The following is a 14,518-nucleotide window of genomic DNA, read 5'->3' as shown; positions in this document are numbered from 1 at the left end:
AAAGGCTTCGCCCTTACGGTCAAAGCCCTCAGTAATGTATATATAAGTATTCTATGTAGCCTTCAAAGTTATCTTTTATTTTTAATGCGGAGCCAATTTCACCAAATTTTGCAAACGCACAGGGAAAGAGGTGGACAGAGAAAAACCATAATCGAACAACTTCCGTGTCTGCTCGAAACGCTCCTCCTTGCTCGGTGCACCCAGTACTACAGCAACTAACCGTTTGCCATGCTGCTCAGCTGTACCCGTGAAACAATATCCAGCATCGCTTGTGTATCCTGCTTTCAATCCGTCCGTGCCCGCATAAGAGTACGGTCCAGCCAAGGAAGGCAACATCCAGTTCGTATTGCTGATGTAAATGCCCTTATCCTTCAATTCCATCTGTGTACGGCTGGACGTTCTGAGAATCTCAGGATGTGATGTAATCAAGTAAGAGGCCAACTTTGCAGTGTCGCTTGCCGTCATCTTCGTTTCTCCGCGAATGTCCTTAGGATGGTTCGGCCCTAATTCACTCTGACCTGCCCCAGAGGCATTACTAAAGCGACTATCGGGCGACAACCCAATTTGGGCAGCTTTTTCATTCATGCGCTTTACAAAAGCGGACTCATTCCCTGATGAACGTTCCGCCAGTGCCACAGCTGCGTCATTCGCTGAATACACTACCATACTTTGAAACAATTCAGATACGGTCATTCTTTCTCCATACCGGAGGGATAGATTCACACCACCCACCGTACTGGCATAACGACTAATGCGCACCTCATCATTCCAGCCTAACCGTCCGGTCCGAATATCCTCCAGTACCAGTAGCTCGGTCATGAGCTTGGACATATTTGCGGAGGGCATAGGCTTATCGCCATTCACATCCATTAGTAATTCCCCGGTATGCATGTCCATTAGCACCGCAGCGTCTGCATCTACATTCGGCTTTCCGATCAACAAGCGGGGTCCAAGTGTAATAAAAATCAATATAATAAGTACCGGGACGACAATAGCCCAACGTAACCAATGTTTTTTCATCATCGTAATAACCTCCATACCTTATTAGACGATGAAAAATCCATTTTGTCTGCAATTTTTCGAAAAAAAGATACAATTTTTTTACCTTTTTTTATTTTACAACAAAATACCCGCCAATCCTTGTTACAGGAAGGCGGATATTTTACTTCTTCAGTATGACGTATTAAGCAAAATGACAGGCTACAAAATGCTGGTCGCCTGCATCTCGATATACTGGAGCCTCTGTTTTACAGCGTGCTTCCGCCATAGGACAACGTGTATGAAACTTGCATCCTGACGGCGGATTAGCCGGAGATGGGATGTCCCCTTTTAACACAATCCGCTGTCTTTTGATCGTCGGATCTGGAATCGGTACTGCTGATAGCAAAGCCTTGGTGTACGGGTGAAGCGGATTGCTGAACAGCTCCTCCTTGGAGGCCAACTCTACCATTGAGCCCAGATACATCACACCAATCCGGCTACACAGATGCTCGACCACACTCAGATCATGTGAGATGAACAGGTACGTCAGTTGGCGTTCCTGCTGCAAATCGCTTAACAAGTTAATGATCTGGGCCTGAATCGATACATCCAGGGCAGATACCGGCTCGTCAGCCACAATAAAATCAGGATTCAAAATCAAGGCCCGTGCAATCCCGATCCGCTGCCGCTGACCGCCTGAGAACTCATGCGGATAACGATCATAGTGATACGAGGATAGACCGCAAATATTCAGCGTTTCATTGACCTTTTGCCGCAGCTCATTACGATCAATCAACCCGTGATCCAGCAAAGCCTCTCCGATCGCCTCACCAACCTTAATTCTCGGGTTCAGTGAGCTAAAGGGGTCCTGAAAGACGATTTGCAGCTTTGGACGAAGCGCACGAATCTGCTCCTTGTTTAACGCGTGCAAGTCTTCGCCCTTGTACCGTACTGATCCCTCTGTCTTATCCATTAATCTGAGAATCGTGCGCCCAATCGTACTTTTACCGCAGCCAGATTCTCCTACCAGACCAAAGGACTCACCCTTCTGTATGTGAAAGGATACATCATCGACCGCCTTTACATGTCCGACCGTACGCTGAAACACCCCGCCTGTGATCGGGAAATACTTTTTCAGCCCTTCCACTTGAATCAAAGGCTCGCTCATACTCGTTGCCCCCCTTCTTTCTCATATAGCCAGCAGGCAACCTTATGACCATTCTCCTTTTCATTCAAGGGAGGAGCCTGATCCTTGCATATTTGCATGCAATGTGCGCACCGATCATGAAAATGGCAATTTTCACCCAGCTCAATGGGGTTTGGCACCTGTCCTGGGATGGAATACAGCCGATCCATTTTCTGATTAATGACAGGTTTAGCCTTTAATAGCCCTTGAGTATACGGATGCTGCGGATTTTTGAACAGCTCAATGACAGGAGCCTCTTCAATAACGTTCCCAGCATACATAACCACCACATAATCCGCCATTTCTGCCACGACACCCAAGTCGTGCGTAATCAGCATAATGGACGTTTTAAGCTTATCCTTCAAATCCCGCATTAAATCAAGAATCTGCGCCTGAATTGTTACATCCAGTGCCGTTGTCGGTTCATCCGCAATCAACAGCTTCGGATTGCAGCTTAAAGCAATAGCAATCATAATCCGCTGGCGCATACCGCCACTCAATTCATGAGGATAGGAATGGAATATTTCCTCCGATCGCGAAATGCCCACCAAATTAATCAGTTCAATTGCACGGGCGCGTGCTTCTTTTTTACTCATTAATGTATGCATCAGCAACGGCTCCGTAATCTGTTCCCCAATCGTAAGCACTGGATTCAGCGAAGACATCGGTTCCTGAAAAATAATCGAAATGTCATTGCCGCGAATTTGCTGCATTTGACCTTTATTGAGTTTTAGGAGGTCTTTGCCCTCAAACCAGATTTGTCCGTCTGAGGTATGGGGAGAATCAATCAACCGCATCATCGTCATTGCAGTTACACTCTTACCACAGCCAGATTCTCCTACCACACAGAGCGTTTCACCCTCACGAATTTTAAAACTGACGTCATTGACCGCTTTGACAGTTCCGTTAGAGGTATGAAAGTGGGTTTTCAGGTTACGAAATTCAATCAAAGCATTTTCCATAAACGTTCGTCTCCTACTTCTTCATTTTAGGGTCCAGCGCGTCCCGCAAACCGTCTCCAATCAGATTAATCGCTACAACAGTAATTAGAATACACATTCCCGGTGGCACCCATATCCAGGGCCGTTTGCGGAAGTCAATCAGGTTATTCGCAGCCGATATCATGTTCCCCCACGAAGGTGTAGGCGGCACAACGCCAATCCCCAAGTAACTGAGCGCAGATTCTGTAATAATTGCACCAGCTACTCCAAGCGTAGCCGTAACAATAATAGTAGGAATCGTGTTCGGCAGCAGATGCCGGAATATTTTACGGCGGTCTCTCAACCCCAGCGCTTCCGTCGCCTGCATGAACTCCTGTTCACGCAGTGTAAGAATCTGCCCTCTGACCAGACGGGACAAGCTCGTCCAGCTTAGAATTCCGATAATAAGCATCAGAAAATAAATACGGTTCGACGGATCAACCTTCAAATCCGACAGAACAGCACCTAAAATAATAAGCAGCGGCAATGTAGGCAGGGCCATGAAAATATCGGCAATCCGCATAATAACCGTATCCACGCCTTTACGATAAAACCCTGCCAGCGCACCCAACGTCGCCCCGATCATGACCGAAATAAACGTGGCGACCAGCCCCACTGTCAAAGAAATACGGCCGGCCAGCATCGTACGCAGTAAAATATCTCTACCAAACTTATCCGTACCAAGCCAGTACTTCGCATTAGGGGATAAATTTTTGTCAGATAGCTTGTAATCATCTAAATGATAAGGTGAAATCATGGGGCCAAATACACAAATGATAACCATCAGAATTAATATAACGAGACCTGCCAAAGCCAGGCGGTTTTGGTTAAAACGACGAATGGCGATTCTCCATGGAGACGCTTCAGGACGGATCGCCGCCTTTTGATTCGTTTCAATCGTGACTGTTTCTGCGGACAATAGTATCCCTCCTACTTCAAGCGAATTCTTGGATCTGCCATGCCATACAATACATCAGACAGTAGATTGCCAATGAGCGTGAGAACAGCCAGAAAAATGGTGAAGCCCAGCATAAACGGATAATCCCGCATACTAATCGACTCCAGATAAACCTGCCCCACACCTGGCCATACAAATACCTTTTCCAGGATCATCGCCCCACCAAATAAGGCTGGAAGCTCGAACCCGAGCAGTGTGATTGCTGGAATCAGGGCATTGCGCAGTGCATGTTTGAAAATAACCGTCCGTTCCTTCAAACCCTTGGCGCGTGCGGTACGGATATAATCCTGACGGATGACCTCCAACATGCCTGTACGGAAATAACGAGTCAGGCTTCCTGTACTCAGCATCGTAAGTACGAGTGTCGGCAGGAACATATGCTTGAGGACATCCACCATATACGCCCACGAACCTGCTTCCATCCCTGCTGTAGTCATACCCCCAACCGGGAGAATTCCCCATTCAAGGGCAAATATTTTGATGACCAATAGACCAATAAAAAATGAAGGCAGCGACATACATAAGAAAATGAATAACGTAACGAACTTATCAAATAACGAATATTGAAACTTAGCTGAAAATACCCCTGCAACAACTGCAATAAGCCAGCTAAAAATAAGACTAAAAAAAGCGATAATAAAAGAGTTCCATACATAATTGCCAATGACCTTCGTTACTGGCTGCTTATGCTGCAATGAATCCCCCATATTCCCCTTTAACATATTACCGGCCCATATAAAATAACGTTGGTATTCCGGTTTATCCAGCCCGTAGATATGTCGTAGCTGCTGCGCCTTCTCGGCGGTCATATTCGGGTTCTGCTTGGCTGTAATATAATCACCCGGCACCATGGCTGAAATCGCAAAAACGATAATGGATATGCCAATAAGTGTGGGGATGAGTTGCAGCAGTCTTCGAATAATGTACTGCTTCATATTCATTCCTCCAGACGAATAAAGTGATATGCCCAGCTCGTGAGAGCTGAGCATACAATTGGCAACCCTTATTGAGCGATTTGAGCGTTATGCAGAGTGAACTCAAAATCTTTGTATGGTGTAATTTCTAAGCCAGATACACGTCCATTCACTGGCCACATATCTCTGCGTTGGTACAAAAAGATAGTTGGCAGATCTTTGTTCAGCTCTTGATAGAGCTGTTTGTAAATCTGTTTGCGTTTTTCTTGATCCAGTTCATGCTTACCAGCAAGTGTTAATTCATCAACCTTTTTATTGGAATAGCCGATATCATTTTGTGCACCATTCGTAATAAAAGTCGTTGTGTCCGGGTCTGGAGTTAAGCCCCAAGCCGCAAAGAACATATCAAACTTGCCCGTATCCTTTTTATCCATAATGGCGTTAAAATCTAAAGTTTCAGAAGTTAGCTTGATGCCGAGCTCCTTATAGTTATTGGACATGATCGGTAGCAAGGCCTCTACTACTGGATTATCAGCAGTTGCGGAGAAGTTAATGGTCAGCTTTTCTCCGTCCTTTTCGCGAATTCCGTCAGCCCCAACCTTCCAGCCTGCCTCATCCAGCAAAGCCTTCGCCTTCGCTGTATCAAACTCATATTTATTGATGTCTTCATCCGTGTAAGACCAAGATTCTGTAGACTGTGGAATATTAATGACATTCGCATATGGCCCATACACGCCCTGCACAATCTCTTTACGGTTTAAACCAATAGTTAAAGCTTGACGTACTTTAGGGTCCTGGAATTTCTTTTCCTTGTGATTAAACGCAATATATCCATAGCCATTGGTCGGCATAATATTCACGTCCAAGAAGCCTAGAGCCTTTAGTTCCTCTACATTGTCTTCCGTAACTGTGATATTGTCCATGTCCGTTTCGCCCGTTTGCAGCATAGACAAGTTTGTTTCCTCTGTTGTCGTTTTGAAAATAACTGATTTCACCTTTGGTGCACCCTTGAAGTAGTTTGGATTCGCTTCAAGTACGACTTGTTGACCTGGGGAAAAGCTCTTCAGCACATACTGCCCGGAGCCGATTGGTTTATTATTAAGCGCCTTGATGCTGTCCAGGTTACCCTTCTTGAACCCTTTTCCGTAATAAGCTTCTGGCATGAAGTATTGCTCACCCAGATAATCCTTCGTATAAGCTGTTGCTTCTGTAACGGTTACCTCTACTGTGTTATCATCAATGACCTTGATACCCGAGATATCATTCGCCTTGCCATCGTGGTATTCCTTACCGCCTTTAATCTTAAAAGATAATATATCGCTTTCTCCATCATAATTCGGATCATGCAGCACTTTGAGAACAAAAGCATAATCCTTTACGGTTACTGGAGTGCCGTCACTATACTTCACACCTGGTTTCAGATGGAATGTGTATTTTAGACCATCCGGCGATACATCAACCTTTTCAGCCAAACTATTTTCATATGTACCATCTGCCTTCACCTGTAGGAAGGAATCAAATACTGTTCTGACTACATATAAATCGTAAGTTGTTTGCCAGAATAGCGGGTTAAATACCCCTTTAGGTGACGTCATACCTACTACAATGTTATCTTTCCGATTCGTTGCTCCTGGAGGATTTTGCGACAAATCCGTCGCTTTAATAACACCCTCTGTAACTGGTGCGCTTGCTTCATTTCCCTCTGTTTTATTATCCGCATTGCCTTGCTGCGGCTGTGCCTCATTAGCACCTCCACTACATCCTGCAAACAGAACACCAACGATCGTAAGCACCATAAGCAAAGAAACCCATTTCTTCGTTTGCATCATCCTGTTAATCCCCCTTAGTCGGTTCTTTATTTAACAGCCTGTCTCATTCCTGCGGTGATTCGTTAAAGCTTGAGGTTCAAAAATGAAGTTTTGCACATCCTCCTTACTGTTCCTAATGATAGTGTAGAACACATGTTTTAGACCCTTGGTCAATTTTGTGCACTGACAACCATTACATTTTTATTAAGATTTATCTTAAGTGTAAAATAATATCACGTCAATATCTTTTTTTATGTAAAATGCAATTGCAAAACATCTATTTTTGTAAAGTTTATGAAATTTACTTGTGGAAAATGACAGAAAACTGAGTGTTATGTAATATAAAATAACATTTCAAATGACCGAAATGTGTACTCTGGCGAGTTGGGGAGCTTGTAATTTCTTAAGCCACTAAAAGGTGATTTATACTTAATGGGTAAACATGGATTGTATTATTAGTAAGTTACAATAGATGGCACTTGTTGTCAATAAAAAAAATCATAAAAAAGGATGTCCCCAATTCTGGGGACATCCTTTTTTTCCACCCACTACTATTCAGTAGTGTAAGGAAGCAATGCGATTTGACGGGAACGTTTAACAGCGATTGTCAACATACGTTGATATTTCGCGCTTGTTCCAGTCACACGACGAGGAAGAATTTTTCCACGTTCGCTGATGAATTTTTTAAGCAAGTCTGTATCTTTATAGTCAATGTGAGTAATTTTGTTCACAGTGAAGAAACATACTTTACGACGTTTGTTGCGACCACCACGACGAGCTGGTCTTTTGTTATCGTCTCCGCCTTCTCTTTGTCTGAAGCCCATTCTTTGTCAGTCCTTTCCCAATTAAAATGGTAAATCATCATCCGAAATATCGATCGGTTTTCCGTCATCGGAAAAAGGATCCTGATTGTTTCGCGAGTTATTATTCCCGCGCCCACTATTGCTGTTACCGCCTCCGAAAGGAGACTCCTCACGCATACCTCCACCGCTATTGCCGCCACCGTTGCCGCTATCGCGGTTAGATTCCAAGAAACGTACATTATCAGCAACAATTTCAGTCACGTATACACGTTTTCCTTCATTGTTCTCATAATTACGCACTTGTACACGGCCTTCAACAGCCGTCAAACGACCTTTACGAAGATAGTTAGCGCATGTTTCAGCAAGCTGACGCCAGGTTACGATCGGCAAGAAATCCGCTTCCCGTTCGCCGCCTTGACTTGTAAACGGACGGTCTACAGCCAGGGTGAACTGGGTTACTGCTACACCAGACGGTGTATAGCGCAGCTCTGGATCTTTGGTCAAACGACCGATCAGAATGACACGGTTCAACAATCCAATCCCCTCCTTTGAGCGTTGTTCATTACATAATCACGTACAATAATTAAGCTACGTCGTTCGTAATGAGATAACGAATTACTTCGTCAGAAATTTTCATGATACGCTCAAGCTCAGTAACAACAGCAGGTTCTGCTGTGAAGTTTACCAGAACGAAAGAACCATCACGGAATTTCTTGATCTCATACGCAAGACGGCGTTTAGTTACATCGTGATTCGTAATTTCGCCACCGCCGTTAGAGATGATACCTTGGAATTTGTCGACTGTCGCTTGAACAGCTTCTTGTTCAATGTCAGGACGAATAATGTACATCACTTCATATTTGCGCATTCTTTACACCTCCTTATGGACATAAGGCCCTCAATCTCAGTTGAGAGCAAGGAACGAGCCTAAACTCGCACTAAAACAGTTTACCAAATCGAGCACCTGAATGCAACCTGCAATTTCGAGCATAAGGCTAAAAACTGCTCACACACATCATATCACTGGTTTTATACAATTTTATATCACACCACAAATTTTGCATATATAAAGGAAATAATTTTTGATTAACTACTATCTGTGTACCCTAATTTCGCATGTTTCTGTTTAAGACAGCGCACAATAACCGTTGCAGTCCAAATTCATTATCTAAGGAGGCACAACCGTATGGGTGAAAAGACTGAGTTCGTACCCGGGGATAAGGTCCCAAACGACGGCGTATATATGGAGGTTGGAGAAAAAAGCTTTCATACTGAAATCCAAAACCCGCAGCAAATAACGTTGGAAAGAGGCGATTCTTTTCCGAAGACCACCAATCATAATCGCAAGTGGAAGAAAAAAACGAAAGCTCGCGTCCACTAATGTATATTTCTTCGGAATCCTGGCCATATTATGATTAGGCGATACAACAGAGAGGTGTGGTTCCGTTGGACAACGTAGCCTTACAAACTGTTAGGAGATCCATTCCGGGCATTAGAAGCGTTAGGTTTGTGTAAAAGGACACTGTCTTTTCAACACGGTATTGCTAGTCAGTACACCGAGTTTCATGATGTGATTGGACAGATCGTATCCTGTTAAAAATGTATCGCCTACGATGGAGGACCTTTGTGGTCCTCCTTTGTTGCATTATCGGACTTTTTGCATATACTGGTAAAATGCAGATTAATTCAGCTCCTTCTGCTAGAATATATCCAAGTACAAAGACCTACTATCTACGGAGGTTTAAAGATGAGCTATTCTCGTATATTAAAGTGGATATCAGGTATATTCGAATTGGTGCTGGCTGTACCGATTGTGGGAGGAGCTATTGTCATGGGGACTGGCTACTCAGCTTTAGGGTTTATGCTTGTCCTGCATGCAGTAACACTTATCCTGTCGTTACGCAATCAGGAAGCGATCTACGGTTCTGTCTGGGGAGTACTCACTTCCTTGCTAGCCTGGATTCCTTTTGTTGGCTGGGCACTCCATTTGATTGCAGCCATCCTTCTGATGATCTCTGGCTCAAAGAGAACCAAACGCTATCATTACCCGCCTAATCAGCTATAGCAAAAGAAAGCTCTTAACAGCTATTATTTCAAACGCTGTTAGGAGCTTTCTTTTGCTCTAACGCCTTATTCATTCACCAATAGATTCTTAATCATTTTTTCGATATCGTTACATTCATTTTTAGTAATCTGATTTATTTATTGCCATAAAACAAAAAATCCCCCACATCAGCAGACGTAAGAGATTGATTTAGTTCATAAAGTTAGTGGCGGAAAGAGTGGGATTCGAACCCACGCACGCCTTGCGACGCCTAACTGATTTCGAGTCAGCCCCCTTGGACCTCTTGGGTACCTTTCCGCAGCAAGGATAATTATATCATCATTGCTTTCATGACGCAAGCTGATTTCTTGTTCACCATGATCCACTTTCTCTGCTCAAATGGTTTCCGAGTTCTGCTCGTCACCACTGGACTTTGAGCGCAGCACTTTTTTCATATTCTTTTCGAACTTGGCACGCGGAATCAGCACACTATGCTGGCATCCGACACATTTGATTCGAATATCCATCCCCATCCGGATGATTTCCATCTCGTTCGTTCCACACGGATGAGGCTTCTTCATCTGCACAATATCCCCTAGTTCAAACGACTTACGCTCCACCCTTCTCTCCCCCTTTTCTTCCTGGCTCATCTTCTTTTTCAAGGGTGATCGCCGTTTCCAGTGCGGCCTGACGATGTTCCTCGTCCTCCAGAGCCCTCTTGATATTATTCTGAATATCACGCTCTACCAAGGCCCCTGTGTTCGGCATACATTCCGCCACAACACGTACGATATACTCTGATGTAGTCATGGACTGAACGCCTAACACATCCGGCATATTAAGTATCTGCGCATTGGACTCTTCGATGCCTTGGATCGCCTGTTTTACCAAGCTGACGGCTTCCTCCAGACTACGCTCCGCCTTCATTGGCACATCTACCACCGCCAACGCGTTGGACATGGAGAAGTTCGTTACTGTCGTAATGGAGCCGTTCGGTAAAATGTACACCTCACCTTTCCAGCTCACCAGCCTGGTTGTACGTAGCCCAATCATTTCTACCGTCCCCTTGAAAGTCCCCGTCTGAATGACGTCTCCTACGGCAAATTGATCCTCAAATATAATGAAGAATCCGGTAATTACATCCTTAACCAAGCTCTGTGCCCCAAAACCTACAGCCAACCCAAGCACTCCAGCTCCAGCAATCAGAGGGCCTAGATTTATACCCATTTGCGATAGCACCAGCATAATCAAGATGAAATTGAATACAATATTTGTTACATTTTTCAGCAGTTCGCCCACAGTCGTTAACCGTCTGGTATTCAATCGGAATCTGCCGTTATCTCCCTTTTGCTCCATCGACTTATCTATAATTTTATTAATAACTCGAATAAAGATACGTGTAATGATGAAAATAATTACGATTTTCAAAATCACAAACAAAAAGGTCGACCACATCGCACTATCTGTAAGCCATTTCCATACAGCATCCTTCCAATGAATCGCACCTTGCACTACGTCATCCGTGTCTAAATTACCGGCCAACCAATGTATAAAGGTCATGCTGTACTCCTCCTCAAACCAGGGAACTACTCTTTCTATTTCCCACATTCTATTTCCTATCTATATAAGCATATCTCCCGACTTCAAACAAATGGCTATGAATAATCTATTTTTCCCGAGTATAAAAGCACAAGTTTATCCATATACTAGCTACTATCTTGAGAATAATTGTTACCCGCAGGCCAAGTATATTCTTAAAGGTAGGCGAGCATAACCTGCACACTTCATCACAGGACGAAAGGAAGATTCCATGACTTATCCATCTGACTTCATTCCGGGGCAAGAACCCCTAAGCTTAAAAATATCACACACCGATCCCGGGATCCAATCAGCCATCATCCATCGTTTGCTGTTCCATCTGCATCAGGCGCGGAGTCTACAAAATATCGTCATCATTTGCATTGGCACCGACCGTTCTACTGGAGATTGCCTTGGCCCGCTTGTGGGTACCCATTTGTCCCGCTACAAAAGCCCCCTATTTAATCTGTATGGAACATTAGATGAGCCTGTACATGCTATGAACCTGCAAACCACACTGAACGGCATACATGACCGATACGAACAGCCTTATATCATTGGCATAGACGCATGTCTTGGACAAACCTCCAGTGTTGGATGCATTCAGGTTGCAGAGGGTCCTCTCAAGCCTGGAGCAGGTGTAAATAAAGAATTACCGCCGGTCGGCGATATCCATTTGACTGGTATCGTTAACGTCGGCGGCTTCATGGAATACTTCGTGTTACAAAATACGAGACTAAATTTGGTAATGAAGTTATCAGATATCATAGCTAGTAGCTTATACTCCGCAATTAGGGAGTGGCATTACCGGTCTGTCCTACTTGCTGCGCAAGAGTAATAGCTTCTTTCTCTTCAGGTGATAAGGAATAAGCGGATTGTCCCGCTTCCAGAGGCTTGGCATACACATATGAGCCATCCCGGTTATAAATACCGGTCAATACTATTCCGTCCTGATTATCGTCTACAATAGCCAGAGAGAAGCTTAAATCGCTCCCTCTCTCACCAAAGGCATTATAACGTTTGATGCCTATATGTCCCTTCAAGCCAGTCAGTTTGCTGCGTAGTGATTTCATACTTGCACGGTGGGCTTCCTGCTCATCTTCAATCGTATCCATCTGCACCTTTAAATCAATCAGCAGCGTTTCCAAATTCTCTACACCGCTGCCTGCCATCATGGTTTCATACTTTCGCCGCATCTTCTTCAGCTTTGATCCCTGTACAATAATAACAATCAACAGGATAAGCAAAATAAGCACGATCCCTGCAACAATTCCAGCAAGCTGCTCCATGATTAGTCCATTCAATTCAGCCATATGTTTGTTTCTACCCCTCTACCTCAAAAATCATGTTACTGCTTTGCTTACCTTTTATTTTAAACGTTTGAGAACAGCGAGACAAATAACACAAGGCTATTAGTTTATCCATCAAAACCATTCTGATTCCTGCAATTCCAGACAAAGCAAAGACATATCTCACTTTCCATTTCACTCAAGGAGACATGTCCATATTTTTACGGACTACTGTAATAGCTCCAGTAATCTTTCCAAATCCTGCTGGCTGTAATAATTCAATTCGATTTTGCCTTTATCTTTATTGTGCTTGATCTTCACAGTTGTTTTAAAACGCTCGCGTAGGGACTCTTCCATATGGTCAATATAGGGGTCCTTTTTTCGTACCTTTGCTTTAGCTTTTGTTTCTCCAGGCTTATGATCCAACTGCTGTACGGCTTCCTCGAGTTCACGAACACTCCACTGTTGCTCAATGCATTGCAAGGCTAGTTGTTTTACCATGTCTGGATCTTTGAGCCCAACAATTGCTCTAGCATGCCCCATAGACAATGTTCCACGTGAAACATGATCTTTAACCTCTTCAGGCAATGCGAGCAAGCGAAGGAAATTGGCAATGTGTGAACGTGATTTTCCCACTTTCATGGACAACTCTTCCTGAGTTAAGGAGAACTGATCCATTAACCCCTGATAAGCTACTGCTACTTCCATTGCATTTAAGTTTTCACGCTGCAAATTCTCAATCAAGGCAATCTCCATTACCTGCTGATCTGTAAAATTGCGAACAACCACGGGTATGGTCGGATTCCCACAAAATTGAGATGCCCGAAACCGCCTTTCCCCGGCTATAATCTCATATCCTCTCAAGACACTACGCGCAATAATGGGTTGGATAACACCGTGCTGACGAATGGATTCCGCTAATTCCTTAATAGACTCCTCATCAAACGTTTTCCGAGGCTGGTATGGGTTCGCCCGCAACTGGCTGAGCGGAATGTCAACAACCTTATCCTCTTCACTAACTGTAAGGGAGGGAATAAGTGCATCCAGTCCCTTTCCCAACCGTTTACTCATAAGATACCACTTCCTTTGCCAACTCAATATATACCTCTGCCCCACGAGAACGGGGATCATACGTAATAATGGACTGGCCATGTGATGGTGCTTCGCTGAGTCTCACGTTGCGTGGAATAATCGTCTGATAAACTTTGCTTTGAAAGTACTTTTTCACTTCTTCAATGACCTGAATGCCCAAGTTTGTGCGAGCGTCAAACATGGTTAGCAACACACCCTCAATTTGCAAAGAGGTATTTAAATGTTTTTGTACTAATCGCACGGTATTCAACAATTGGCTTAATCCTTCCAGCGCGTAATATTCACACTGGATCGGAATAATGACTGAATCGGAAGCCGTCAAGGAATTGAGCGTCAAAATACCCAGCGATGGAGGGCAATCTATTAATATATAATCATAATTATGCTTGACGAGCTGAAGTGATCTTTTTAATCTCAATTCGCGAGAAATAGTTGGTACCAGTTCGATTTCAGCACCTGCTAATTGAATGGTTGCCGGGATAATATCCAATCCCTCGACCTGTGTACTGATAATCGCCTCGCTAGGGTCAACCTCGTTAATGAGTACATCATAAATACAATTTGCCACATCCGCCTTATTGATACCCACACCGCTGGTTGTATTACCTTGCGGGTCGATATCCACGAGCAATACCCTTTTGCCGAGGGAAGCAAGTCCGGCGCCCAAATTCACGGAAGTAGTCGTTTTGCCTACTCCGCCCTTTTGATTGGCTACGGCTATTATTTTTGACACTTCATTCACCTCATAATTTAATCGGAATCCTGCTACGTTCCATGATTGCAAAAGCTCTATGAAGACGTTACTTAGTCCTTAACTTACGGATAACGGCAATTTTCAAAATAGAATACGAGTATGCTGCGGTTTTATGTTGGCGTTAGACAGAA

Annotated in this window: 17 protein-coding genes and 1 tRNA gene; 3 read left to right on the top strand and 15 right to left on the bottom strand. The window is 44.0% G+C overall.

Annotated features, from left to right (window positions below; all coding sequences use genetic code 11):
* Positions 1–81: 81 nt before the first annotated feature.
* From KSP24_RS03410 to rpsF, 9 genes are all read right to left on the bottom strand, one after another.
* Positions 82–1,023: a D-alanyl-D-alanine carboxypeptidase family protein gene (locus tag KSP24_RS03410; protein WP_090737523.1), complete on the bottom strand. Its 942-nt coding sequence runs from the start codon at positions 1,021–1,023 to the stop codon at positions 82–84.
* A 160-nt stretch (positions 1,024–1,183) separates the two neighbouring features.
* Positions 1,184–2,149 (bottom strand): ABC transporter ATP-binding protein, encoded by a 966-nt coding sequence (locus tag KSP24_RS03405; protein ID WP_216974473.1) that lies wholly within the window; start codon positions 2,147–2,149, stop codon positions 1,184–1,186.
* Positions 2,146–3,129, bottom strand: coding sequence for an ABC transporter ATP-binding protein (locus KSP24_RS03400; protein ID WP_013373902.1), 984 nt, complete (start codon positions 3,127–3,129; stop codon positions 2,146–2,148). Before KSP24_RS03400 ends, KSP24_RS03405 begins: the two co-directional genes overlap by 4 nt.
* Positions 3,130–3,142: 13 nt before the next feature.
* Entirely contained in the window at positions 3,143–4,066 is a 924-nt protein-coding gene (gene opp4C / locus KSP24_RS03395; RefSeq protein WP_013373903.1) for an oligopeptide ABC transporter permease, read from the bottom strand.
* Between the two features lie 11 nt (positions 4,067–4,077).
* Complete coding sequence (locus KSP24_RS03390; protein ID WP_016822455.1) at positions 4,078–5,040, bottom strand: ABC transporter permease; 963 nt, start codon at positions 5,038–5,040, stop codon at positions 4,078–4,080.
* A gap of 68 nt (positions 5,041–5,108) precedes the next feature.
* Positions 5,109–6,848, bottom strand: coding sequence for an ABC transporter substrate-binding protein (locus KSP24_RS03385; RefSeq protein ID WP_216974472.1), 1,740 nt, complete (start codon positions 6,846–6,848; stop codon positions 5,109–5,111).
* Positions 6,849–7,378: 530 nt separating this feature from the next.
* A complete protein-coding gene (gene rpsR / locus KSP24_RS03380; RefSeq protein WP_013312800.1) occupies positions 7,379–7,651 on the bottom strand; it encodes a 30S ribosomal protein S18 in 273 nt (90 codons plus the stop codon).
* A gap of 21 nt (positions 7,652–7,672) precedes the next feature.
* Entirely contained in the window at positions 7,673–8,164 is a 492-nt protein-coding gene (ssb, locus tag KSP24_RS03375) for a single-stranded DNA-binding protein (RefSeq protein WP_010346813.1), read from the bottom strand.
* Positions 8,165–8,213: 49 nt separating this feature from the next.
* Positions 8,214–8,498 carry a 30S ribosomal protein S6 gene (rpsF, locus tag KSP24_RS03370; RefSeq protein ID WP_007433230.1) on the bottom strand — a complete coding sequence of 95 codons (285 nt, stop codon included), beginning with the start codon at positions 8,496–8,498 and terminating at the stop codon, positions 8,214–8,216.
* A 318-nt stretch (positions 8,499–8,816) separates the two neighbouring features.
* Here rpsF and KSP24_RS03365 point away from each other — a divergent pair, with 318 nt between their 5' ends.
* Both KSP24_RS03365 and KSP24_RS03360 read left to right on the top strand, forming a co-directional pair.
* On the top strand, positions 8,817–9,011 hold the full coding sequence (locus tag KSP24_RS03365) for a YjzC family protein (protein WP_013373906.1): 195 nt from the start codon (positions 8,817–8,819) through the stop codon (positions 9,009–9,011).
* A 366-nt stretch (positions 9,012–9,377) separates the two neighbouring features.
* A complete protein-coding gene (locus KSP24_RS03360; protein ID WP_016822453.1) occupies positions 9,378–9,695 on the top strand; it encodes a hypothetical protein in 318 nt (105 codons plus the stop codon).
* Positions 9,696–9,901: 206 nt separating this feature from the next.
* Here KSP24_RS03360 and KSP24_RS03355 read toward each other — a convergent pair.
* From KSP24_RS03355 to KSP24_RS03345, 3 genes are all read right to left on the bottom strand, one after another.
* A tRNA-Ser gene (locus KSP24_RS03355) sits at positions 9,902–9,992 on the bottom strand.
* Positions 9,993–10,069: 77 nt separating this feature from the next.
* A complete protein-coding gene (locus tag KSP24_RS03350) occupies positions 10,070–10,294 on the bottom strand; it encodes a DUF951 domain-containing protein (RefSeq protein WP_013373909.1) in 225 nt (74 codons plus the stop codon).
* Positions 10,284–11,234, bottom strand: a complete 951-nt coding sequence (locus KSP24_RS03345; protein WP_013373910.1) for a mechanosensitive ion channel family protein — start codon at positions 11,232–11,234, stop codon at positions 10,284–10,286. The genes KSP24_RS03350 and KSP24_RS03345 overlap by 11 nt, the downstream gene beginning before the upstream one ends.
* Positions 11,235–11,484: 250 nt before the next feature.
* Between KSP24_RS03345 and yyaC the strand changes: the two genes are divergently transcribed.
* Positions 11,485–12,090 carry a spore protease YyaC gene (yyaC, locus tag KSP24_RS03340; protein WP_080771881.1) on the top strand — a complete coding sequence of 202 codons (606 nt, stop codon included), beginning with the start codon at positions 11,485–11,487 and terminating at the stop codon, positions 12,088–12,090.
* Here the strand turns inward: yyaC and KSP24_RS03335 are convergent.
* From KSP24_RS03335 to KSP24_RS03325, 3 genes are all read right to left on the bottom strand, one after another.
* Complete coding sequence (locus tag KSP24_RS03335) at positions 12,044–12,565, bottom strand: DUF4446 family protein (protein WP_040102457.1); 522 nt, start codon at positions 12,563–12,565, stop codon at positions 12,044–12,046. The genes yyaC and KSP24_RS03335 overlap by 47 nt on opposite strands.
* Positions 12,566–12,769: 204 nt before the next feature.
* A complete protein-coding gene (locus tag KSP24_RS03330) occupies positions 12,770–13,612 on the bottom strand; it encodes a ParB/RepB/Spo0J family partition protein (RefSeq protein ID WP_013373914.1) in 843 nt (280 codons plus the stop codon).
* The gene (locus KSP24_RS03325) at positions 13,605–14,366 is read right to left on the bottom strand and encodes a ParA family protein (protein ID WP_013373915.1); all 762 of its coding nucleotides are present in this window, start codon (positions 14,364–14,366) and stop codon (positions 13,605–13,607) included. The genes KSP24_RS03330 and KSP24_RS03325 overlap by 8 nt, the downstream gene beginning before the upstream one ends.
* Positions 14,367–14,518 lie beyond the last annotated feature (152 nt).

It is taken from the genome of Paenibacillus sp. AK121, assembly GCF_019042715.1.
In the GTDB taxonomy this organism is placed as follows: Bacteria; Bacillota; Bacilli; order Paenibacillales; family Paenibacillaceae; genus Paenibacillus; species Paenibacillus polymyxa_C.
This window is presented reverse-complemented; position numbering and strand designations above follow the sequence as displayed.